Below are 22858 nucleotides of genomic sequence, written 5' to 3' on the forward strand. Positions count from 1 at the left end.
AAGCCGCGCCACGCGCTGCGACGGTGGGCGTGGGGGGGAGTGATGATTTTCGTGGTGCTCGCGGCTTGGCTTGTATTGGTGAGATCGCCGGAGCAGGGGCCACAGCCGGCGGACACGCTGCCGTCGGCAGTCGAACACGAGGCGACCGCCACCACTGCGGCCGAGTCCCGGTCCGCTCAGTCAATGACCACGGCAACGGTGCAGGAGCCCGATGCCATGCCGCGCACTGATCCTGATGACCTCGCCGCATACTTCGAGCCGGGCGATCCGGAGCCCACGGGCGTCGAGGTGATCACCGCGCTGCGGGAAGCCGGCGTCCGCACCGGGCTAGGTGCGTTCAACCCGCCAGGGACCAGTCCACCACTGGAAGGGCTGGCCGTACCCGATGACTTCAAGCTGCCCGATGGCTACGTGCGCCATCACCAAGTTACGGACGAAGGCGTACCCATCGAGCCGATCCTGATGTTTTCCCCCGATTTCGTGCTGTACGACGCGAACGGCAAACCCATCGCCATGCCCGAGAACCGCGTCGTGCCGCCCGAGCTGGCGCCACCGGGTTTGCCGCTGCGCCGGGTTCGCATTCCCAAGCCCTGATCCTCGTCTACGGAGTGCGCTGATTGACCACGGAGCGGTTGTCCCTGTCACGCTGGCGATATCCTGCCGGCCTGTTCGCGTCGGTGCTGCTGTTCGCCTTGTACGCCCGTTTCCCGCAGGCGTGGGCATTGGGCTTTGTTGCGTTGGTGCCGTGGCTGCTTACGTTGAACCGCATGCGTTCGCTGCGTGGCTCGGCGGTCAGCGGCGCAGTGATGAGCGTGGCGTTCATGGCTGCGGTGTTCAGCTGGTTTGGTTCGGCCATCGGCGCCTACACGGGCCTGGGTGCGGGACCGGCGACCGCGGTGCTGTTGCTGCTCGCCCCGTTGCTGCAGCCGCAATTCATTGTCTTCGTGCTGGTGCGGTACTGGGCAGGTCGGCATCACGGGACGATGCTGCGCGCGTTGGCTGCCGCATCGGCCTGGGTAGCCTGTGAATGGTGGGTGCCCAAGTTACTCGGCGACACGTTGGGGCACGGGCTGTTTCCTTCCACCATGTTGCGGCAGGTCGCGGATATCGGTGGTGCGGCGGGGCTGAGCTTTTTGCTGCTGCTGGTGAACGAGGCCGTGGTGGCGACGATGGAACGGCGGGCAACGGGCCTGCGCGCGGCGCTGCGACCGCTCGCGATCGGCGTGGCCGTCGTGCTGGGCATGGCGGGGTACGGGGTAGCGCGCCTCGCGGCGTTGGACGCGCCGCCGGCTGATCCACCGCCCACGCTGCGCATCGCCATGGTGCAAGCGAACATTACCGACTATGAGCAACTTCGCCGCGAGCAGGGCGCGTACGCCGTGGTGCGTCACGTACTGGATACGCATTACGCGCTCTCAGTGTCGGCCATCCGCGATCACGGTGCGGATGCGCTGCTGTGGTCGGAGACGGTGTACCCCACCACGTTCGGCACGCCACGCAGCGAGGACGGTGCGGCACTCGACCGGGAGATCCAAGGGTTTGTCGATACGATGGGCGTGCCGCTGGTATTTGGCACCTACGACGTGGATGCCAAGGGCGAGTACAACGCCGCTACGTTCCTGGAGCCCGGGAAAGGCCAGCTGGGCACGTATCGCAAGGCGCATCCATTCCCGCTGACCGAGTACGTGCCGCAATGGCTGGACGGCCCGCGGTTGCGGCGGATGCTGCCGTGGGCCGGCACGTGGCAACCGGGCGACGGAGCGCGCGTACTCCCGCTGCGCAGTGCCGACGGACGTGAGGTCAACGTCGTGCCGTTGATCTGCCTGGACGACGTGCGCACCGACCTGGCCATCGCAGGCGCACGACTGGGCGCACAGGCCATCGTTGGCATGTCCAACGATTCCTGGTTTACCGGCCAGCCACTGGGGGCGCGACTGCATCTGGCGGTTGCAGCTTTCCGCAGCATCGAGACGCGGTTGCCGCAGGTGCGCGTTACCACCAACGGCCTCAGTGCAATCATTGATCACACCGGCGAGGTGGTGGCCAGTACGCAGATGGGGCAACAGGCCGTGCTGACCGCGTTTGTCGCCGCGCAGGACGCGCCCGCCACGCTGATGGTGCGTTGGGGCGACTGGGTGGGCCGCGCCGCCACGTGGCTCCTGCTGGGGCTTCTGGCCATGGCCGCGTTCCGGCGGCTGCTTGCGCGGCGGGGCCAGGTCGTCGAGGCGCCGCTTGCGCTGGAAGCGGCAGTGTTGTCGCCGCCCTGGCGGGTCGCGGCGGCGGCGCTGTGGCTTTGTGCCGGCGCCGGGCTGGTGTGGCTCGCTCTGGACATGGCATTGCGCGTGGGCTGGCAGGTGCAGTCCTTGTCGCAGCTTTGGCGCTTTGCGGGCGTAGTGGTCCTGCCAGCGATGGCGTCGTGGATGATCCTGCAGGCGTTCAAGGCGCAGGTCCGCATCGATGGCGAGGTTCTCGTGCTGGACCAGCGCCATTCGCGCATCGAGATCCCGCTTGCATCGATCGCGTCGTTGCGGCTTTGGCGTATGCCGTTTCCGGGCAGTGGTGTCGATGTACGACTGGCTTCCGGTCGACGGTTGGAGAAGGGGCTCCTGCTGGCGAGGCCGCGTCACTTGCGGGACGCATTGTCCGCGGCAGGGCAACAGGTGTCATTCGAAGGCCATGTCGGCGCGGCAATAGCGGGCTTCGTCGAGGCACGTGGACTGGCCAGCCGGCCACGCATGGACAGCCTCCTGCTCAAGTTCCTCGTATTCCCGCTGCTGCCCGCGTTGGTGGCCTTCCGGTTGCACCAGGTGATCGCGTTCGGTGGAGCGTTTGGCGAGTACTACACGTACGGCGCCACGGCCTGGCTCACGGGGTTGCTGATCTGGTGGGCTTCATGGTCCATCGGCCTGATGCTGTTTGCTTCTGTGCTTCGCGTGTTGATCGAAGGCGCTTGCATGGTCGCGTACCTGGTGCGGCCGGGTTGGGTGCCCGCCACACGTGACGCGTTGGAGTGGGCAGGACGCGCGGCGTTTTATGTCGGCGTGCCGACATGGCTGGCCTTGCGCTTGGCTTCGAACGCGTGAAGCGTGCTGCGATTTTCGACTTGGTTGCACCGGAATCCTCGGCACGACCCGCGCATCTTCACACCGGGAATGCGGCTGAATAGCCGTTAGTCGCTCGATGATAACGCTGTCCTTTCACATGAACGGGGCATTGCTGCGCCGCCGCGTGCCCCTGACCTGAAACGACCCTAGCGTCCGCAGTGCGGGTCACGGCAGGGGCCGTGATCCGTGGAGCCGATCGGGGCGGCTTGGCACAGGGGGGTTGTGTGCCTGACGTTCGGGACAGGGGCATCGGGTCCTGGCAGTTCACGTTTCCTGCAGTCGCAATCCGCAAGTCGCATGGCGCCAGCCAGCGATGGCTGGCGCGTTCATGCACCAAACCACATGGATCCGAACACAAGGAGTTCCCGTGAATCAGCGAATCTCAATCCTGTCACTGTCCATCGCCATCGGCCTGTCCGGTGTATCGCTCGCGGCGTCGGCCGCTGACCTGCGTACCGTGTCCAAACCGGTGGAAGGTCAATACATCGTCGTGCTGAAGGCGCAGGCCGCGAGTCTGGTTGGTGAGTCGAGTCGCGCGGCACGCGTGGCCAGCGTGGCCAACGACATGGCGGCACAACACCGGGCCAACGTGGTCCGCAGTTATGGGCAGGTGCTGCGTGGCTTTGTCGCCCGCGCAGATGACGCCGCTCTGGCCCGCCTGCTGGCCGACCCGCGCGTCGAGTACGTCGAAGAGGACGGCGTGGTGCAGGCCAGTGCGACCCAGTCGGGCGCGACATGGGGCATCGATCGCACCGACCAGCGTGATCTGCCGTTGAGCACCACTTACACCTACGACACCACGGCCTCGACCGTGCACGCCTACATCGTGGATACCGGCATCCTCGGCAGCCACAACGACTTCGGCGGCCGGGTTAGCGGCGGCTATACCGCCATCAGCGACGGTCGGGGCACCACGGACTGCAACGGCCACGGCACGCATGTGGCCGGCACCGTGGCAGGATCGACCTGGGGCATCGCGAAGGGCGCCCAGTTGCACCCGGTGCGCGTGCTGGATTGCTCTGGGTCGGGCACCAACTCCGGCGTGATCGCCGGCATGGACTGGGTGGCCAGCAACCACGTGAAGCCTGCCGTGGCCAACATGAGCCTCGGTGGTGGTGCGTCGACAGCGGTGGATGACGCCGTTGCGCGCATGACCAATGCCGGCGTCACCGTGGTGGTTGCAGCGGGCAACGACAACAGCAATGCCTGCAACTATTCGCCGGCGCGCGCCGCATCGGCCATCACCGTGGGCTCGACCACCAGCACCGATGCGCGTTCGTCGTTCTCCAACTACGGCAGTTGCCTGGACATCTTCGGGCCCGGCTCGTCGATCACATCGGCGTGGTACACCAGCACCACCGCCACCAACACCATCAGTGGCACGTCGATGGCTTCGCCGCACGTGGCGGGCGTCGCCGCGCTGTACCTGGCGGTGAACCCCAGCGCGACGCCCACCCAGGTCACTACCGCCATCATCAATGCCGCCACGCCCAACAAGGTGACGAGCCCGGGCACCAGTTCGCCCAACCGGTTGCTGTACTCGTTCTTCGATGGCAGCACGCCGCCGCCGCCCCCGCCGCCTGGCCAGCTGACCAAGGGCGTGGCAGTGACCAACCTGTCGGCCTCGGCCGGAAACTGGCTGCACTACACCTTGGCCGTGCCATCAGGTGCCACCAACCTGAGCTTCAACACTTCGGGCGGGACGGGTGACGCCGACATGTACGTGAAGTTCGGCAGCGCGCCTACCGACACCTCGTACGACTGCCGTCCGTACCGGTCGGGCAATACCGAGACGTGCAGCTTCGCCGCGCCGCAGGCTGGCACCTACTACGTCAGCCTGAAGGCCTACAGCAGCTTCAGTGGTGTCAGCCTGGTGGGCGACTACGGTACGAGTGGCGGCGGTGGCACCCAGACCTATACCAACGGCACCGATTACGCGATCAGCGACAACGCCACGGTGGAAAGCCCGATCACGGTGTCTGGCCGCACTGGCAACGCGCCTTCGTCAACGTCGGTGGCGGTCGATATCCGCCATACCTACGTGGGTGACCTGCGGGTTGACGTGGTCGCGCCGGACGGGTCGATCTACAACCTGCGCAACCGTTCGGGTGGCAGTGCCGACAACATCATCGCCACCTTCACCGTGAACCTGTCCAGCGAAGCGCTTAACGGCACCTGGAAGCTGCGGGTGAACGACAACGCCAACGCCGATACCGGCTACATCAACAGCTGGAGCATCACGTTCTAACAGGTGACGTACAGTCGGACCCTGGGACCCCGGCCCTGTGCCGGGGTCTTTTGTATCGCCCGGAGCAACTGCTTGAGGGGCTATTTCCGCAGTGCCTGATAGGCATGCCAGCTGGCGTGGCCCAGCACCGGATAGATGACAATGAGCCCCAGCAAGGCCGTGACCAGTCCGACGGCGGTGAGCAGCACGATCAGCAGCGCCCATTCGGCACAGGCAATCGGGTGGTTGGCCACCGCGCGCAGGCTGCCGCGCATGGCCTCGCTCGCGCTGGCATCCCGATGCAGGATCAACGGTACTGCGATCACCGATATCGAGAAAGATGCCACCGCCAGCACGGCGCCGATCAATGCCCATGCGCCCCATTGGCCGGATGTCATCATCCTCAGCGCGTCATCCCACAACGACGCCGTTACACTGGGTGCAATCGGTCCCACGGCGGCGTTGAGAGTCCAGGCTGACAGCAGCAGCCAAGCCGCGGCAAGTGTGAGCAGGACCATCGCGAAGCGTTCCAGTGCCGCACGATGCGGAGAAAGCCCGCGCAGCGAGGCGTCGAAGGTGGGAGTCTCGCCAGCTTCGATGGCCCGCGAGGCTTCGATCAGCCCAGCCCCGAGGATGGGACCCAGCAGCAGGAAACCGGTCAGGGCGGCGGCAATGAAGTACGGATGGTTGCCCAGTGCGAACACCAGCCACCCCATCAGGGTGACCATCAGTCCGTAGGCCAAGCCTACGAATGGCACGCGGCGAAGATCCCGCAGCCCATGTGACAACCAGCGGAGCGGCTCGCCCAAGGCAATGTGGGAGGCTCGACGGCCCGGGTGCGAGGGCATTGCGCCCGAATGAAGGGTGGTCATGGCGTCCTCCATGAAGGACGGCGCGCGTCACCCGGAGTCGGCAGCGTCCACAGGGGCGTGCGGGGGTGTCGCGTCGCAGATGATTTTATCACCGGGACAACGGCACGATGTTTCGGAATGCAACATTTGCCAGGGCGGAAACGTTAATTTTCCGCAATCGGCGCAGTCCAGGTTCTACGCCACGTGCAGGGGGATGAGCGACGCGCGCAGGTCATTCTGCTCCAGCAGCAGGCGCAGGCGCCGTTCGACCTGCGGCAGGTCTCCGAGTTGCTGCGACGCGTACAGGGAGTAGATGGGGCGGTCATCGGTCGCGCCCCGGCTCCGGCTGACGCTCACTTGCGGCGTCTGGCAGGCGCGCGCCCACAGCGCCTGCAGCTGGGTAGGGCCAATGCTCTGGTGGCGGCTGAGGGTGAAGCGGAAGATCGCGATCTGGTGCTTCATTTGGTGCGGGACCGGGCGGGAACGGGCGGGGAGGTGGGCGACGCGACCAGGTCGTCCAGTTTCGTAAGGACACGCGTGGCTCCAAGCACCTCGATGTGGCCGCCTGCCGCGTGGAACGCCGCCAGGTGGTTGGCGATGCGCTCACTGGTGAGGGCGCGAGGCTCGGTTTCCTTGCGCTGGAAGACGCGGCTGGTACTGGCGGGAGCTCGGGCCATGGGCGTGGGTCCTCAATAGAGCGTCAAAGGGATGCCGCGGGCGCGGCGGTCTGCATAATCGGCACGCACGTCCAGACAATACGGCCCGGCCATGGCGAACTTGCGGCAGATCGCAGGGCGCGTGTCATAGATCGAGCAGCGCATATGGACGCCGTCGAGCGCGACGCACCACCCATCCTCGCCACGGGCCATGACCTGTAGCCCTGCGGGCGTACGCGCCGTAAGGTGGGCGGCCACGTTGTCTTCGGGCATCAGCACTACCGTCAGCCGGCAGCACACGGCATCGCAGGCATCGCAGCGGGCCGTTTCAGGGCTGCCGGACGCCGCATTGGCGTCACCGGTCGTCACGGGAACGGCTGCGGGTACCGCCGGGGAAACGGGGAACTTAGGGCTGGAAAGGCTGGGCAATGGAGCTCCCGGGGGGCGACACCCTGCAAGAGGGTGGTGGCGCGTGAAGGGGAGCGAAGCCGGCGACAGGTAGTCGGGGGAGACGCGCAGATGGAGCGCTGGTGCCCCCTCAGCCTACACCAGTGGAGCAGGACAAGACTGAACGGGATGCGCCCTGGCTTGGAGTCAGCGACGAATCGCCAGCACGCCATCCAGTGCAAGCTGGGCCTTGAAGCCGGCCTTCTCCAGCCGCTTGGCCACTTCGCGCGGCACGTCGCGCCCGCTGGTGAGCTTGTTGGGGCTGCCGGTGTAGTGGAACAGGCGACCGCCTTTGCGTAGTACGCGTGCCAGCTGGTCGTAGAAGGCTTGCGAATACAGCTCGCCGGCGATGCCAAAACGTGGTGGATCGTGCAGCAGCACGTCAAACGCAGCGTCAGGCAACTGACCAATGGCCTGCGAGACGTCGGCGTGCGTCAGTTGCAGGCGACCGCCACTGGTGGGCGCGTCAGGATCGGGAGACCAGGGGTTCAGGGTGCGCAGCCACAGCACGGTTGCGTTCTTCTCGAACGACTGGATGCGTGCCGCGCCCGCCTCAAGGCAACACGCGGCGAAGTAACCCAGGCCGCCGCAGGTATCCAGCACGCTCTTGCCCTGTGGCTGAACCAGGGTCACCTTGCGCCGCGCATCGTCGATGGGCGACTCCTTCGAGGTGGGCAGCATCTTGATGCCATCGATCTCGAAGGTGGGAGCCCCCCACTCGGTAGGCACCAGTTTGATCAGCGAGCCGGCATACCGCGACACGGGCGCGAACTCCTCGTCGTCCCAGTAATAGAGTGTTCGATCCTTCAACGTCGGCGCATAAGGAAACGATGCGCCGTTCCACTGCCAGACGTCCGGGCCAAGCAGCGCTTCACCCTCGGAACGACCAAGATCGAGCGAACCGGACCACGTGTTGGCACCGGCATCGCGCGCGGCCAAAAGCGCCTGTGCGAGTGGGCGGGTAAGGAGGGGGCCGGTGTAATGCGCCACGGCGGGAGGTCCAGTGGGGTGGAAAGGCGTGCAGGGTACCGGAACCGCCGCTTGCCTCGCAGCCCGGGTCGACGAAGGAAAACGGCACCCGATGGCTGGCCGGGTGCCGTTGGCGTCAACCACGGCGTGGCAGCGCCTCGTCCTTACTGGACGGTGATGGTGCCCTTCATGATGGCGGCGTGGCCGGGGAAGCTACAGAAGAACTCGTACGGACCGCCGTCCTTGATCTTGCTGACGGCGAAGCTGACCGAGGTGCTTTCACCGCCGCCAACCAGACCGCTGTGGGCAACGACGCGGGCGTCGCCGGCCTTGACATAGGCGGCTGCAGCGCCGGCGCCGAGGCCATCGGCGGCCACGGCCTGCATGTCCGCGGCTTTGGCGATCACGACGTTGTGACCCATCGCGGTGACGGGCATCTTGCCGGAGTGTTTGAGGGTGATCTTGAACTCGCTGCACGACGCCGGCACGGTGATGGAGCCGACGTTGTACTGCATCGCATCGTTGCCTTCGATTTCCGTGGCGCAGTTGGCGACGGTGGCTGCAGGCTTGCCTTCAGCGGTAGGCGCAGGCGTCGGGGCCGGTGCCTCGGTGGCAGGAGCCGGCGCGGGTGCGGCGGGTGCGGCGGCAGGCTCCGGTGCCGGCGGCGGGGATTTGTCGCCACAGGCCGTGAGGGCCAGCACGCAGGCCGTCGTGAGCAGGGTCAGCTTGACGTTCATGGGGCAGTCTCCATGGGGTGGGGGAGTCGCCACGGCGTGAGGTGCATGACGCCGCAGGGCCAATGGCGTGGCATGGTTCTCAGCCGTCGCGGATTCTAGCGCTCCCGCCGTAGGGCGGCGTGTTGATGGCCAATGGACGCGGAGGATGGGGCTTGGGCAACGCCGCCGGTGGTAAATTGATCTGCTTCCGGTTTCCTGTTGCAGAGCGAGCCCGCCCGATGAACAACCCCGCCTTCTATCCCATTGGCACCCCTGGCCGCGCCTGGGGCGATGCGGAGAAGTCCGAATGGCGGGCCCGGCAGGTGCGCCAGCGCAGCTATGCCGACGAGGTGCTCAGCGTGATCGAGCAGCTGCGCGCCGATTTCGACGTGGTGGAATATGGCCTGATCGAGTACGCGCCCGATGCTTACCCGCTGTTTGCCGTCCGGAACCGCGATTGGCGCGATGACCTGCCGGTAGCCCTGGTGACGGGCGGTGTGCACGGCTACGAAACCAGCGGTGTGCACGGGGCCTTGCGGTTCCTGCAGCACGATGCGGAGCGGTATGCCGGGCGCATCAACCTGCTGGTGGCGCCTTGCATCAGCCCGTGGGCCTACGAACGCATCCATCGCTGGAATGCCGATGCCATCGATCCCAATCGTTCATTCCGCGAGAACAGCCCGGCGGCCGAGTCGGCGGCGTTGATGGCGCTCGTGGGGCCGCTGCGCGACCGCATCCTGGTGCACATCGACCTGCACGAAACGACCGATACCGACGAGTCCGAGTTCCGCCCGGCGTTGGCCGCGCGCGATGGCAAGCCGTTTGAACCGGGCACCATCCCCGACGGTTTCTACCTGTGCGCGGACAGCGAGGCACCGGAGCCTGCTTTCCAGCAGGCCGTCATCGCCGCGGTGGCGCAGGTCACGCACATCGCGCCGGCGGATCCGGATGGCACCATCATTGGTTCGCCGGTGGTGGCGCCCGGGGTGATCGAATACCCGTATCGGGCGCTGGGCTTGTGTGCGGGCGTGACGGATGCGCGCTATCGCACCACTACCGAGGTGTATCCCGACAGCCCGCGGGCGACGCCTGAGCAGTGCAACGAGGCGCAGGCAGCCTCGGTGCGGGGCGCGATTGACCATGCATTGACGCAGGCGTAGCAGGCGGACATTCGCGTGCTTCGGGAGGGCGCCGTGATGGCGCCCGTGGATGCTCAGCGCATCAGCAGGTAGGCCGCCGACGCGGCGGCCAGTGCCGCCACTGCCAGCAGCCAGTACCACCCTGCGTGCAAACCGGACTTTGCGGTGGGACGTTGGCCTTGGCCGGTGGGTGCCCCCCGCCGGTCGCCAATACGGAAGCGCAACTGGTCGAAGGCTACTTCATCGCCCACGCCGGCAATACCCACGCTGATCCGCTGCCCATTGATGAAACTGCCGTTGGTAGAGCCCAGGTCTTCGACTTCCACGCCGTAATCAAGTGGTCGCAGGCGCGCGTGTTGCCGGGACACGCCGGTATCGTCCAGATAGATATCGCACTCCGGGGAGCGACCCACGGTGGTGGGCGCCAACAGCGGGAAGCTTCGGCCAAACACGTCGCCTGCAACGCCGCGCAGCAGGTATTCGGGGTCGCGAAGGGCCGTCGGCATCTGGGTGGGGCACTGCAAGGATGGGCGGGCACGCACCCTATCACGACCCGGATCGTTGGCGTGTGCAAGGGGTAGCACTATGGTCCGCGTCGCATTCACGCGCCCCTCGTCAGGTTGATGCCGGCCACGAGACGGGGGCGCCACCATGCGTCCTCTGGACGTGAGTTCCTGGCGGGGGCGGTTTTCCGCCGTGCTGGCGTTGGCGGTCACGCGGGTGGGCGCGGACATCCGCCCGCTGGTGTGCGGACGCGGCAGTAGTAGTCCGCCGGAGGCGGTGATCGTGACTAGGAAGCCCGACGCTCGCGCTTGGCCTCGTACATGGCGGCGTCGGCCCGGGCAATGAGTGCCTCGTTGTCCGCGTCCGCGTCACTGGCGGCAACGACGCCGATGCTGGCGCCGTCGTAGTCGAGGGTTACCCTGTCCAACTCGAAGCGGCCGCGCGTGCATGCAGTAAGGCGGTCACGGAATGCATCGAGCGCATGCGGCAGGTCATGACTGGACACCGAAGCCACCGCGACGAACTCGTCGCCGCCAAGCCGGGCGATGAAATCATCCGCACGCAGGCCCAGCGAAAGGGCGCAGCCGATCGCGGCCAGGAACTGGTCGCCGGTATCGTGGCCGTGGCGGTCGTTGATGGCCTTGAACCCATCCAGATCCAGGAAAGCGACCAGAACCGTCTCCTGCGCGCGGTGAGCATGCGCGGTGCGGCGGGTAAGCTCCTGCACGAGTGCGCGGCGATTGGGCAGGCCGGTGACCGGATCGATCATCAGGCTGGTCGACAACGCGGTGATGGCGGCCTGCAGTTCCTGGACCAGCCGTTCACGCTCCAGTTGCTGGCTGATCAGACCAGAGAACAGGCGCAGCGCGTGGCGCGCCTCCTCGCTGATGGGCAGCGAGCGTGCGCTGGCGGCGCACAGCGTGCCGTACAGGCGTCCGTCCTCCATGCGTACCGGCGTGCTGGCGTATGACTGGATGCCCAGTTCGCGTGCGGCTGCCGAGTCGCCCCAGTGGGCAGGAACATTCTCGGTATATGCGCGGCCTTCGTCGAGTGCGCGGCGGCAAAGCGTGTCGTCCCACGGCACGGAGAGTGACTCGGGGATGTCCAGCGCCTGCGTGTTGCGCGCGAACAGCACCGTCTGCCGGCCGGCCGCCTCGTCGACAAGGGTAAAGTACGTGGACTCCATGCCAGTCAGCGCTTCCAACACCTCCAGCAAGGGGCGCACGAGTTCTTCCAGCGTCCGCGCGTGACCGACCGTGTCAGCCAACTGGCTGAGAGTGGCGCTGGACGCCGAAAGAGGTGTCGGCGCGGGGGCGGGAATGGCGGACATGTGCCTATTTTAGCGATTGGCCATGGCGACAGACTCAGGCGTTGGAACCGTCCGGCGGGAGTGTGGCATCCAGCGGCGCGGCGCCTTTCAGCGCGGCGTTCGGCTCGGGGCAGGGTTGGCCCACGGTGTAGGAGGTCATCGACAGCGAGCCGAAGGCCGGGCCTTCGACCAGCACGTCGCTGCGTTGTGCGGTTGCCGCGGCAAACCCGGCGATGTACAGCAGTGGCAAGAAGTGTTCGGGCGTGGGGGCGGCGATCGCGTAGTCGGGATATGTCATCAGCCTGGCCGCGTCGCTGGGGCGGTCGAGCATCACCTCGCGTGCCGCGGCTTCAAATCGCTCGTTCCAGTCGAAGGCGCCGTCGGGATTGCGCCAGTCGATGGCCCGAAGGTTGTGGACCACGTTGCCGCTGGCCATCAGCAGGACGCCGCGTTCGCGCAAGGCTGCCAGTCGCGCGCCCAGCCGAAGGTGGTAGTCCGGAGGCTTCTGCGCGTTGATCGACAGTTGCACCACCGGGATGTCCGCCGCCGGAAACGCATGCACCAGTACCGACCAGGTGCCGTGGTCAAGACCCCAGCTGTCGAGGTCGGCACCGACCAGGTCGGGCCGCACGGTGTCGGACACCTCCTCTGCAAGTTCCGGCAATCCGGGAGCCGGGTACTGTACGTCGAACAACGGCTTTGGAAATCCGTAGAAGTCGTGGATCGTGCGTGGCCGGCGCATGGCGGTCACCGCCGTGGCATTGACGTACCAATGTGCGGAGACCATCAGGATGGCGCGTGGCCGCGGTACTGCCGCACCGAAAGCGCGCCAGGCATCGGTAAAGCGGTTGCGCTCCAGTGCGTTCATCGGGCTGCCGTGACCTAGGAAGGCCGCGGGCATCAACTCAGTTGACATGGCGTACGCTTCTCTTGTGGGCATCCAGTCCAATGATGGTGTCGTGCGTGCCGCATGGCGCTTAAACGGTCCAAGGTTCGTCGAACGGGAACAGGACGAAACGGTTGCCCCCGCTGCGCTTGGCCGCATACATGGCTTTGTCCGCCTGTTGCAGAACGCCGTCCTCGCCACCGTCGTCGTCGCGATGCAGCGCGATGCCGATGCTGGCGCTGATGCGGATGGCGTGATCGTCCAGCTGGAAAGGTTGCGACAGCGACTTGCGAAGGGACTCACCGACATTGACCGCGTCGGCGGTTCGCGACGTGCCATTCAGCATCACCACGAACTCGTCCCCGCCCAGTCGGGCGATCGTGTCCGAATGGCGCACGCCATTGCGGATGCGCTCGGCGACGGCCTGTAGGAGCCGGTCACCGGTCTCGTGGCCATGGCGATCGTTCACGCCCTTGAAGCCATCCAGATCGAGGTAGATCAGTGCGATGGGGTGGCGTTCGCTCCCCGAGGCATTGAGGGCGCGCTGCAGCCGGTCGTGGAAGTGGCTGCGGTTGGGCAGTCCGGTGAGCGGGTCGTGGCTGGCCAGGAACGCGAGCCAGTTGCGGTTGCGGGTGCGCTCGATGGCGGCCGCGACCTGCGTGGATACGAACTGCAACAGTTGTACGTCCCGCTGGGTGTAGCGCGTGGCGGGATCGTAACTTTGCACCACCAGGGCACCGATCACCCCGGTGGGCGTAGCCAGCGGCACGCCTAGCCAACCGGTTGAACGATGGCCCACCGGAAGCCGCAGGTGGGCGGGCAGGTCGAGCCGCGTCTCGGGCGTGAGCAGCAACGGTTCGCCACAGCGGATCACGTGGTTGGACAGCGTCGGTGCGTCCAGCGGCAGCGGAGCTGGCGGGACGTCGTACTCATCCTGGAAGTACGGGAATGCCACTTCACCACTGTCCACGTCACGGAGCGCGACAAAACAGCTGCGTGCCGGCAGCAGGCCCGCCACCGTCCGGTGGATGCGTTTGAACAGCGACTGCAGGTCCGACTCGGCATGTGCCGCCTCGGATATCTCAAGCAAGGCCGATTGCACCGCCTCGGCGCGCTTGAGTTCGGTGATGTCGTGCCCGAGGGCGATCCGCACGTGATGTCGTGGTGACCAGTGCGCCGACCATTGAACGTGCACCACATGGCCGTCCTTATGCAGGTAGCGGTTCTGGAAGTTGAACTTCGACTCCCCCGCCATGATGTCGCGAGCAGCGCGCAAGGTCAGTTCGCGGTCGTCCGGGTGGACCAGGTCGATCATGGGTCGCCCGAGGACTTCTTCGGCGCGATAGCCGAAGATGCGCTCGTAGGCGGCGTTGACGAAAAGGTACCGGCCCTGCTCGTCGACCACGCAGAGGGCATCCAGGAGCAGATCCTTCAGTTCGGTCAGCGGTGGCAGCCGGTATTCCATCAGGGAGGTCAGGTACAGGGCGGCATGGCGGCTACTGTACCCCTCGGCGCGTCAGGGTGTGACGGCGGTGGGTGGCAGGGAGAGCAGGTTGGCGACCAGCAGAGGAGGCATGGATGCGGGTCGCGATCCTCACCGCCATCCGTGACCGATGGGGGGTGATTGCACGCGCCCCGTGCGGCATCGTGGTGGCGTTGGGTCCCCTGAGGTTCCCCGTGTCGAGACGCCTGCTGTCGTCCCTGTTGCTTTGCCTACCGCTGGTGGGGCTCGCCGCCGTGCCAGAGCGCGCCCACACCGCGGGCCCTAGCGTCCGCGTGTTTTCCCCGCCACTGCAGTGGTCCGTCCTGGGTTACCCGAGGCAGTTGCGCATCTACCTGCCGCCCGACTACGGCAAAGGGCAGCGCCGGTATCCGGTGCTGTACATGTTCGATGCGCAGAACCTGTTCGATGACGCCACCAGCTACGCCGGTGAATGGGGCGTCGATGAAAGCCTGGATGCGTTGGCCCGCGAAGATGGTTTCGCCGCCATCGTGGTGGGCATCGACCATGGCAACGAGGTGCGCATCAACGAACTGATTCCCTACTGGAACGTGCGCTTCCTTCCCAACACCGGCGCCGGTTTCGTCGAAGACCTGGTGCAAACGGTGAAGCCTTTCATCGACGCCAACTTCCGCACGCGCCCCGGGCGGGCGGACACGGCCATCATGGGCAGCTCGCTGGGTGGGCTTTCGGCGGACTACGCCATCCACCGCTACCCGGAGGTGTTCGGCAAGGCGGGCGTGTTCTCGCCGGCGTACTGGGTGTCCGAGGAACCCTTCAAGATTGCCGCCCGCACGCCCTTGCCCGCCGAGAGCCGCGTGTACCTCTACATGGGTGGGAAGGAGGGGGACGAGGCGGTGCCCTTGGTGCAGCGCATGGAACAGGTGCTGCGCACCCAACCCGACATGGCCGACCGCGTCACCCTCCAGCTGGTGCCGGATGCCGGGCACAACGAAGCGGCGTGGCGCGCGGCGTTTCCCGTGGCCGTGCGCTGGCTGTTCGGGCTCGCGCCGCCAGCGCACCCCTGAATCCGCCCGCTTCGGCAAAGGCAATGCCGGGGTACCCAACGACCGGCACTGTCCCCGGACACGCCTGACCCGCTAGAACGACGGACGGCCCCACGCGGGGCCCGCACGTCGACCCGGCTGGCCGGGGCCGGCGCGTCCCGACCCTCCGGAGGTACCCCTTGAAGAAGACCCTGCTTTGCGCCGCGACCACCTTGGTGCTGGCCCTGTCGGCCCCCTTGGCCGCCAATGAGAACCACGGCTGCATGGATGCCGCTTGCGACCAACAGTTGTTGTTCGCCGCAGAGAACGCCTCCGGCGGCGGTGATTCCGCGCCGGCCGCCGACGCGACGCGCTACGGCACCTGGGGCATCGACACCGCCGGCATGGACCGCAGCGCCAAGCCCGGCGCGGACTTCTTCGGCTTCGTGAACGGCGAGTGGGCCAAGAACACCCCGATTCCGTCGGACCGTTCCAGCTACGGCTCGTTCATGGTGCTGCGCGACCTGTCCGAGGCGCGCGTGCGCACGCTGGTGGAAGGCTATGCGCTGGGCAACCCGGCCAAGGACGGTGAGTCGGCCAAGATCGCCGCGCTGTACCGCGGCTTCATGGACGAGGCGGCCATCGAGGCGCTGGGCGCCAAGCCGCTGAAGCCGCACCTGGCGGTCATCTCCAAGGTGAAGGACAAGGCCGCGATGGCCGAGCTGATGGGCCGCGCCAACGGCGGCATCGGCGGCAGCTTCTTCGGCGCCTTCGTTTCCGATGACGCGCGCAATCCGGACCAGTACGCCCTGTATCTGGGCCAGTCCGGCCTGGGGCTGGGCGATCGCGAGATGTACCTGGACGCCAAGTTCGCCCCGCAGCGCGAGCGCTACCAGGCCTACGTCGAGCAGATGCTGACCATGGCCGGCTGGCCGAAGGCGAAGGACAGCGCCGCGAAGATCGTGGCGATGGAAACCCGCATCGCGCAGGCGCACTGGACCCGAGCCGAGAGCCGCAACCGCGACAAGACGTACAACCCCGCCACGCTGGCCGAGATGGACGCCAAGGCACCTGGCTTCCCCTGGGCAACCTTCTTCAAGGCCGCAGGCGTGGACGGCGCCGACCGCGCAGTGCTGCGCCAGGACAGCGCGTTCCCGAAGATCGCGCGGGTCTTCGCCGAGACCGACCTGGACACGCTGAAGGCGTGGCAGGCGTTCCACACCACCGACGAGGCCGCGCCGCTGCTGTCCAAGGCCTTCGTCGACGCCGAGTTCGAGTTCCGCAACAAGTTCCTGTCCGGTCAGCCGGAGCAGCGCCCGCGCTGGAAGCGTGGCGTGGCCTTTGCCGAGGCCGCGATGGGCGAGGCCATTGGCCGCGACTATGTGCAGCTGTACTTCCCGGCCGAGTCCAAGGCCAAGATGGACGAGTTGGTGACCAACGTGAAGGCTGCCATGCGCGCGCGCTTGGGCAAGCTGGAGTGGATGGGCCCGGCCACCCGCGCAGAGGCGTTGGCCAAGCTGGAGAACTTCGGCCTGAAAATCGGCCACCCGGACAAGTGGCGTGACTACGCCGGCCTGACCATCGTCAATGGCGACGTCTTTGGCAACGCGCAGCGTTCGCGGCAGTTCGAATGGGATTACCGCCGCGCGCGGATCGGCCAGCCGGTCGACAAGGCCGAGTGGGGCATGACGCCGCAGACCGTGAATGCGTACTACTCGTCGGTGAAGAACGAAATCGTGTTCCCGGCCGCCATCCTGCAGCCGCCGTTCTTCGACCCGAAGGCCGATCCGGCGGTGAACTACGGCGGCATCGGCGGCGTGATCGGCCACGAGATCATCCACGGCTTTGACGACCAGGGCCGCAAGTCCGACGGCAAGGGCGTGCTGCGTGACTGGTGGACCGCCGAGGACGCCGCGCGTTTCGAAGCGCAGGCCACCAAGCTGGGAGCGCAGTACGAGGCGTATCCGTTCCCGCAACTGCCGGGCATGCACATCAACGGCCGCGTCGCGATGGGCGAGAACATTGGCGACCTGGGTGGCCTGACCATCGCGCTGGAGGCGTACCGGCGTTCGCTGGGCGGAAACCCCGCGCCCGTGATCGATGGGTTCAGCGGCGAGCAGCGCCTGTTCATGGGCTGGGCGCAGGTGTGGCGCACCTTGTGGCGTGATGACGCGTTGCGCCAGCAGCTGGTCAATGGCACACACTCGCCAGGGCATATCCGCGCATTCGCGCCGCTTCGCAACATTGACGCGTGGTACGACGCATTCGGCATCACGCAGGCCGATCCGCTGTGGGTCGCGCCGAAGGATCGCGTGCGCATCTGGTGATCGGCGGGTGACCGGCAAACCGTGATGGAGGAGGGGCTGCGAAAGCGGCCCCTCGTCCTTTGTGGCCTCGAAGGAGCCGGCAGCGAGCTGGACGCGTCGTTGACGCGCTTCGGGCTAGGGTAGGCGGCCTGTCAACCCGTCGTGGAGCCGCTTTCCTTGGACACAACTTGGGAATGCCAGATCGTTGGCGCAGGCCCTGCAGGGCTGTCTGCCGCGTTGTACATGGCCCGCTATCGGCGCCGTGTCCTGGTGCTGCACGACGGCAAGGCCCGGGCAGCACGCATACCGCGCACCCACAACGTTCCTGGCTTTCCCGATGGGGTCGCGGGAGCGACGTTGCTTGAGCGCATGGCCGAACACGCCACCCGCTACGGGGCTGTTCTGAGGCAGGTCGAGGTGACGGGTGCGGAGCACACAGACGGCTGCTTCAAACTGCGTACCGCCGACGGCGACACGATCGTCGGCCGGTCCCTGATCCTGGCCACCGGCCTGCACCTCAACCAGATTCCTTTGCCCGATGCGGTGCATGAAGCCGCCATCCGCGCAAACGTGCTGCGTTACTGCCCGGTTTGCGATGGCTACGAGCACATCGATCGGCGCATCGCGGTGGTAGGGTGTGATGCCGACGGTGCAGCCGAGGCGCTGTTCCTTCGTTGCTATACCCCGCATCTGACGCTGCTGCCCAAGGCAAAGGCTGAACTCAGCGCCGCGCGTCGCGCCGAACTCGCCGCTGCAGGTATCTGCATGGAGGAACGTCCGGTGGAGCGCTACGTTCCCCATGACAACGGCTTCGATATCTACCTGCAAGGCGATGCAACGCCGCTGCATTTCGATGTGGTGTACCCCGCTTTGGGTGTGCGTCAACGGACCGAGCTGGCTGCGATGCTGGGTCTTCAGCTGGGCGAAGAAGGCTGCGTTGCCTCGACGTGTGCGCTGGGGACGCCCGTGCCGGGGTTGTATTGTGCTGGCGACATCGTCGAGGGGTTGGACCAGATCAGCGTGGCCATGGGGCACGGTGCCGTGGCCGCGACCCGTGCCCACAACTGGCTGCGTGATCACGTTGATCCGTCCATGGACGTCACCACGCGGTCGATACGCCCCTGACAGAGGGCTCGCCGCCACAAGCCAGTCAATGCCGGTCGCCTCAGCCGCTTGCGGCGCGAGCCATGCACTGCCTGTAGCGCTTCTCCACGCGCGTGGCGAACCACTCCGTGGTCAGGCGACGGGTTATCTTGGGGCTTTGCAGGCGGATGCGCGGCATCATCGCGCGTGGCAACGGCTTGCCAGTCTCGCGCTCGGCCATGGCGAACACGTCATGGTAGAGATCGGTCTCCTCGAAGCGGAGCGTATGCCCCAGTTTCAATGCACGCCGTATCGCCGCGTCATCGCTGCCCAACGAGGGGGCCAGCGTACGGGCGGCCAATTCTGTCTGTCCGACCCGATTCCTCCCGCTGCCATGCGGTAGCAGGTCTCCGTCCAGGGCGAGCGGAATGCCACTGGCCAAACTCAATGCATGCTGGAATGCCGCATTGCGACTGGCGTAGAGCCCGGCGTTGAAGTCGGCAAACCTGTAGCGCAAGTGCGGGTACGAAGCCTCGTATGCCAGCAGGTGCGCGATCCCGAAATACACCCCGCCGCGGCGGCTGAACACTTCGTCGCGGATGCTGCCGGTCACGTGGTAGGGGTAGGGCCGTGCATCGGCGAGGGCCTCGGCGAACGCGATACTGACCTGCATGGGGCCCCCGGTGCGCACGGGGTTGGCGTGGCCGAGCAAACGCTTGCCCAGTGGCACGCCGTCGATGAGTCCCTCGTACAAGCGACTGAGATCATGCTCGGTGCGGACGGCAGCCAGGTGCTCGCTGTAGGGGCGTCCATCGGGGGCATCCATCGCCAAGGCCGCGCCCACCACGAAACGTGGGACGCCCAATCGGCCCGCCCGGCTCTCGATTTCCGTGCGCGCGATCTTCGCCAAGCCCAGCACAACCGGGTCTGGGTTGTAGCCGGTCTCCTGCTCGATTACCGCCAGAGCGGCGCAAAGGTTGGGCGGCACCGGCCGAATGCCGAGCGACGTGAACGCCACCTGCACGTCCTGCGCCCAGCCGGCGCGTTCTTGCAGGGTAACCGGCAGCAGCCGGGCGACCTGGGCGCGAATCTGCGCCGGCGTGGGTTGCGGGTCAGGCCGGGAGCAAGAGGCCACGCCCAGCAGGCAGGCCAGCAACAGGAAAAGGCGAGGGTGATGGGATTGCATCGGCGCAGGGTAACCAGCCCTGCACCGGTGCGCACCTCCAACCCCGTGGCCAGGCTGAACGATGCCTTGAACCCGGGCCGCGGCCCTTGTTACATCACCGCCAGCGCCTGGTTGGTGAACTGGCCCGGGAACTCCTGTGCGATCTGCACCTTCCGCTCGATGGATTCCACGATGGCGGTTGCGAAGTTCACCCCCGCCATGTCCGTGCACGCCTGCAGGTTACCCGGGCTGAACACATTCACCTCGAGGATGGTGTCGCCGATGATGTCGATTCCCACCAAGAACATGCCATCAGCCAGAAGCTTGGGGCGGATCAGTTCGGCCACGCGCAGCTCACGCTCGGATATCTTCACCGCGACGGCCTTACCCCCGGCATGGATGTTGCTGCGGATGTCGTCCTTCGAACTGACGCGCCGCATTGCCGCAAACTTCCCGTCCACGCTGAGCGGCCTGCCGTTCATGAGGAAGAATCGGATGTCGCCCTTTTCAGCATCCTTCACGTAGGACTGGGCAATCACGTAGCCATCGCGACTGATCGCATCGATCATCTGGTTCAGGTTTGCCGCCGTTTTGGCATTTACCAGGAAAACGCCCTGACCGCCGGAGCCCTGCAGGGGCTTGAGTACGACCTTGCCGCCATGCTTGCGGGCGAACTTCTTGATGTCCTCCGGCTTGCGGGTGATGAGCGTATCGGCGCGAACCTCGCGTGGGAAGGACTGGAAGTACAGCTTGTTCATGGCGTGCGACAGCGAGTCCGGATCGTTGAGCACCAGCACACCGCGCTCGATGGCGCGCCGCCCGAACTGGATGCCGATGTCCTGCGCCCACGGTCGTTCGATGGCATCGTTGGATGGATCATTGCGCAGCATCAGGACGTCGACGTCGTCGATGTCTATCAGCTTGCTGTTCTTCGCCGCTGCTCGCATGTCCTTGAAGAACCTGTCCAGCGAGCGGGTGCGGGTTTTTGCCGCCGGGACAAAGTGGGCGTGCACGCGCAGTGCATCGTCTGGGCTGAGGACAAAGTCGTCGGGCGTGATGTAACAGACATCGTGCCCGCGGCGCGACGCCTCATGCGCCAGGACCGTGGTGGTGTAGCGGGGGTACTCATCCTTGAGTGCATTGACGAAGAAGGCAATGAGCATGGGATTCAGCCTCGGAGGATTTCGATGAAGGGCGCCCCTGCACGTATCCGGGCTATGCGTGCCAGGCTCGTGGGGCGGGTAAGGAATTGGGGTTGGACGAGCGGCGGCCGTAAAATCCCGCGCGAACGGAGCTCGTCGACGATTGGGACGTGGTGGGGTGCGATCTTTCCGCACCAGAACGGTGTGAGGTCCTGCCCGGTGGCCACGATGGCGAACACCTGGGCAAGTCCGCCCAGGTAGATCGCATCCTTGGTAAGGCCCCCCGAGCGATGCACACGGGTGGCGATGGAAAACGCCGACTGGGGCTGGAAGCCGTGGCCGTGATGGAGCAGCCGCCATGTTTCGATGAAGTCAGCTCCCTGCAGCAGGGCTTGCACGGCGACCACCCGTGCGCCGAGCAGGCGCAGCCGCGCGCGGGTCAATCCACCCGCGAGATACTCTGCGAACACGCCTAGCCCTTCCTGGATGCCCTCGTATCCGGCGAGACCGTTGCCGAAGACCTGCAGCCCCTGCTGGCGGCCGTTGACGCAGGTGAGCACGTGGACGCTGACCTCATGCTGCAACAGGGCGTCCAGTCGTGCTGCCGGCATCCTGGTCGCGCTGGATATCAGTAACGCGTTGCCACTGACCATCAAACCGGGGCCAATGTCGTCGCGTATACAGACGTCCGCGGCAAAGTCCGGCGAGGCCGCCCGGTACTCGTTGATCAACGCCTCCGCCGCGTGCCGGATGCGCGGGGGACCGATGACCTCGGTGCGCGCGTTGCCGGCCTCGGCAGGCAAGTCGGTCAGGACGGACTCTGCCAGTGCAAGCAAGTCCGGGTCCACGCCGCCGTACTGCATCAGCGAGGCATGACGGAAGTTTGGCGTGTTGCGCGCATGCAACAGGGTCAATTGGAGATCAAGCTCGTGCTGTTTCTCGCTGAACACGGACTCAAGCACCGGGTCTTCAACCGCGCGCAGGTCCACCGAGTAGATGGCACGCTTGGCTTCATCCACGTCTACCGTCAATGGCCGGTAACGGAAGACGGGCGGCTTCGCCGCCTTGTCGGCCATGAACTGCTCGAATGCCTGCGTGCTGTTGATTGGCGAAACACCCAGCAGGAAGTCGAACGACCGGCTGATCGTATCCAACGCCTCGTCGGCTGCGAGCGCGGCATGCACGAAGGAACTGCGTCCCAGGGTTCGCGGGTGCGTCGTCGGTCCAGGCGTGGTCGCGTCCACGAATGCGGCAAAACCGTGCAGTAAGGCATCGAAAACGCTAGATTCCAGCGCACTGAAGACCTGGGGATAGACGCGCTGCGTCTGCGGCACCCTGTAGACCTGCGGTAGCCCAAGGGACAGGTGTGACACGCCGGGATAGCGTTCCAGTGTCGCCTCCACCCCCGGCTCCGCGTATACCGCCTCCGCCGGCTCCACCGCGGCAGTGCGCAGATCCAGGCAAATTCCTTCAAGTGCAGTGGCCAGTGCGTCCGACGCCTCGCGTGCGGGCTGCGCCTGCGACGTGCCGAGCACGAATCGGAATTTCTCCAGCCGGGGGCTGTCCTGCTCGATGCGTTCATCCGTCGGCAGGTCGTACAAGGAGATCAGCAGGAAGCGGGGGAACTGCTCGCTAAGTCGCTGCAGCAGCGTGTCCAGGATTCCCACGGCCTCGGCATCGGCGTCGGCATCGCCAGGCCAGATGAGGTGGGTGGGACTGATTGCGGCCACGCGTAGCGCCAGGCCATCGCCGTCGGGCGCGCGTCGGTGCAGCACAACGAACGGCAAGGGACGGTCCAGATGCACCCGTACGCCCAGCCCCGACTCGTGGCGATACGCTCCCGCCGCATCCAAGTCGGGGGCGGGCG

The 22858-nt window shown here is 66.2% G+C and carries 20 protein-coding genes; 7 read left to right on the forward strand and 13 right to left on the reverse strand.

Going from position 1 to position 22858, the window contains the following annotated elements; translation table 11 throughout:
* The first annotated feature begins 183 nt into the window (after nucleotides 1-183).
* The 3 genes from N800_RS02560 to N800_RS02570 all read left to right on the forward strand — a co-directional run bounded on the left by N800_RS02560 (nucleotide 184) and on the right by N800_RS02570 (nucleotide 5352).
* Entirely contained in the window at nucleotides 184-594 is a 411-nt protein-coding gene (locus N800_RS02560; RefSeq protein WP_156962845.1) for a hypothetical protein, read from the forward strand.
* Nucleotides 595-632: 38 nt separating this feature from the next.
* Nucleotides 633-3083, forward strand: coding sequence for an apolipoprotein N-acyltransferase (gene lnt / locus N800_RS02565; RefSeq protein WP_156962852.1), 2451 nt, complete (start codon nucleotides 633-635; stop codon nucleotides 3081-3083).
* A 388-nt stretch (nucleotides 3084-3471) separates the two neighbouring features.
* Nucleotides 3472-5352: a S8 family peptidase gene (locus N800_RS02570; RefSeq protein ID WP_052107836.1), complete on the forward strand. Its 1881-nt coding sequence runs from the start codon at nucleotides 3472-3474 to the stop codon at nucleotides 5350-5352.
* 80 nt (nucleotides 5353-5432) lie between these two features.
* On the opposite strand, the gene N800_RS02575 is transcribed toward N800_RS02570, so the two are convergent.
* The 6 genes from N800_RS02575 to azu form a co-directional block, all read right to left on the reverse strand.
* Nucleotides 5433-6203, reverse strand: a complete 771-nt coding sequence (locus tag N800_RS02575) for a DUF2189 domain-containing protein (RefSeq protein WP_198032449.1) — start codon at nucleotides 6201-6203, stop codon at nucleotides 5433-5435.
* Between the two features lie 174 nt (nucleotides 6204-6377).
* Nucleotides 6378-6644 (reverse strand): hypothetical protein, encoded by a 267-nt coding sequence (locus N800_RS02580; RefSeq protein WP_036134466.1) that lies wholly within the window; start codon nucleotides 6642-6644, stop codon nucleotides 6378-6380.
* Nucleotides 6641-6859, reverse strand: coding sequence for a hypothetical protein (locus N800_RS02585; protein WP_036134468.1), 219 nt, complete (start codon nucleotides 6857-6859; stop codon nucleotides 6641-6643). The genes N800_RS02580 and N800_RS02585 overlap by 4 nt, the downstream gene beginning before the upstream one ends.
* Nucleotides 6860-6871: 12 nt before the next feature.
* Nucleotides 6872-7207, reverse strand: a complete 336-nt coding sequence (locus N800_RS15795; RefSeq protein ID WP_232227520.1) for a YkgJ family cysteine cluster protein — start codon at nucleotides 7205-7207, stop codon at nucleotides 6872-6874.
* A 225-nt stretch (nucleotides 7208-7432) separates the two neighbouring features.
* Nucleotides 7433-8275, reverse strand: a complete 843-nt coding sequence (locus N800_RS02595; RefSeq protein ID WP_036134470.1) for a class I SAM-dependent methyltransferase — start codon at nucleotides 8273-8275, stop codon at nucleotides 7433-7435.
* Nucleotides 8276-8418: 143 nt separating this feature from the next.
* Nucleotides 8419-8991: an azurin gene (gene azu, locus N800_RS02600; RefSeq protein WP_036134472.1), complete on the reverse strand. Its 573-nt coding sequence runs from the start codon at nucleotides 8989-8991 to the stop codon at nucleotides 8419-8421.
* Nucleotides 8992-9209: 218 nt separating this feature from the next.
* Between azu and N800_RS02605 the strand changes: the two genes are divergently transcribed.
* A complete protein-coding gene (locus N800_RS02605) occupies nucleotides 9210-10130 on the forward strand; it encodes a M14 family metallopeptidase (RefSeq protein ID WP_036134474.1) in 921 nt (306 codons plus the stop codon).
* Between the two features lie 53 nt (nucleotides 10131-10183).
* Here the strand turns inward: N800_RS02605 and N800_RS15165 are convergent, their stop codons facing one another.
* From N800_RS15165 to N800_RS02625, 4 genes are all read right to left on the reverse strand, one after another.
* Nucleotides 10184-10615 carry an FHA domain-containing protein gene (locus tag N800_RS15165; protein WP_052107837.1) on the reverse strand — a complete coding sequence of 144 codons (432 nt, stop codon included), beginning with the start codon at nucleotides 10613-10615 and terminating at the stop codon, nucleotides 10184-10186.
* A gap of 284 nt (nucleotides 10616-10899) precedes the next feature.
* Nucleotides 10900-11943, reverse strand: coding sequence for a GGDEF domain-containing protein (locus N800_RS02615; protein ID WP_052107838.1), 1044 nt, complete (start codon nucleotides 11941-11943; stop codon nucleotides 10900-10902).
* 34 nt (nucleotides 11944-11977) lie between these two features.
* Nucleotides 11978-12838, reverse strand: a complete 861-nt coding sequence (ygiD, locus tag N800_RS02620; RefSeq protein WP_232227521.1) for a 4,5-DOPA-extradiol-dioxygenase — start codon at nucleotides 12836-12838, stop codon at nucleotides 11978-11980.
* A gap of 61 nt (nucleotides 12839-12899) precedes the next feature.
* On the reverse strand, nucleotides 12900-14273 hold the full coding sequence (locus N800_RS02625) for a sensor domain-containing protein (protein WP_036134480.1): 1374 nt from the start codon (nucleotides 14271-14273) through the stop codon (nucleotides 12900-12902).
* 212 nt (nucleotides 14274-14485) lie between these two features.
* Here N800_RS02625 and N800_RS02630 point away from each other — a divergent pair, with 212 nt between their 5' ends.
* The 3 genes from N800_RS02630 (at nucleotide 14486) to N800_RS02640 (ending at nucleotide 18726) form a co-directional block, all read left to right on the forward strand.
* On the forward strand, nucleotides 14486-15337 hold the full coding sequence (locus N800_RS02630) for an alpha/beta hydrolase (protein WP_036134745.1): 852 nt from the start codon (nucleotides 14486-14488) through the stop codon (nucleotides 15335-15337).
* Between the two features lie 158 nt (nucleotides 15338-15495).
* On the forward strand, nucleotides 15496-17622 hold the full coding sequence (locus tag N800_RS02635) for a M13 family metallopeptidase (protein ID WP_052107840.1): 2127 nt from the start codon (nucleotides 15496-15498) through the stop codon (nucleotides 17620-17622).
* A gap of 141 nt (nucleotides 17623-17763) precedes the next feature.
* A complete protein-coding gene (locus N800_RS02640; protein ID WP_269635120.1) occupies nucleotides 17764-18726 on the forward strand; it encodes an NAD(P)/FAD-dependent oxidoreductase in 963 nt (320 codons plus the stop codon).
* Between the two features lie 40 nt (nucleotides 18727-18766).
* On the opposite strand, the gene N800_RS02645 is transcribed toward N800_RS02640, so the two are convergent.
* From N800_RS02645 to N800_RS02655, 3 genes are all read right to left on the reverse strand, one after another.
* The gene (locus tag N800_RS02645; RefSeq protein ID WP_036134482.1) at nucleotides 18767-19870 is read right to left on the reverse strand and encodes a DUF1615 domain-containing protein; all 1104 of its coding nucleotides are present in this window, start codon (nucleotides 19868-19870) and stop codon (nucleotides 18767-18769) included.
* An 89-nt stretch (nucleotides 19871-19959) separates the two neighbouring features.
* Nucleotides 19960-21012, reverse strand: a complete 1053-nt coding sequence (locus N800_RS02650) for a glutathione synthetase (protein WP_036134485.1) — start codon at nucleotides 21010-21012, stop codon at nucleotides 19960-19962.
* Nucleotides 21013-21017: 5 nt separating this feature from the next.
* Nucleotides 21018-22721, reverse strand: coding sequence for a peptidase MATCAP family protein (locus tag N800_RS02655; protein ID WP_198032451.1), 1704 nt, complete (start codon nucleotides 22719-22721; stop codon nucleotides 21018-21020).
* Nucleotides 22722-22858: the final 137 nt, after the last annotated feature.

Source organism: Lysobacter daejeonensis GH1-9 (assembly GCF_000768355.1).
GTDB lineage: Bacteria > Pseudomonadota > Gammaproteobacteria > Xanthomonadales > Xanthomonadaceae > Aerolutibacter > Aerolutibacter daejeonensis.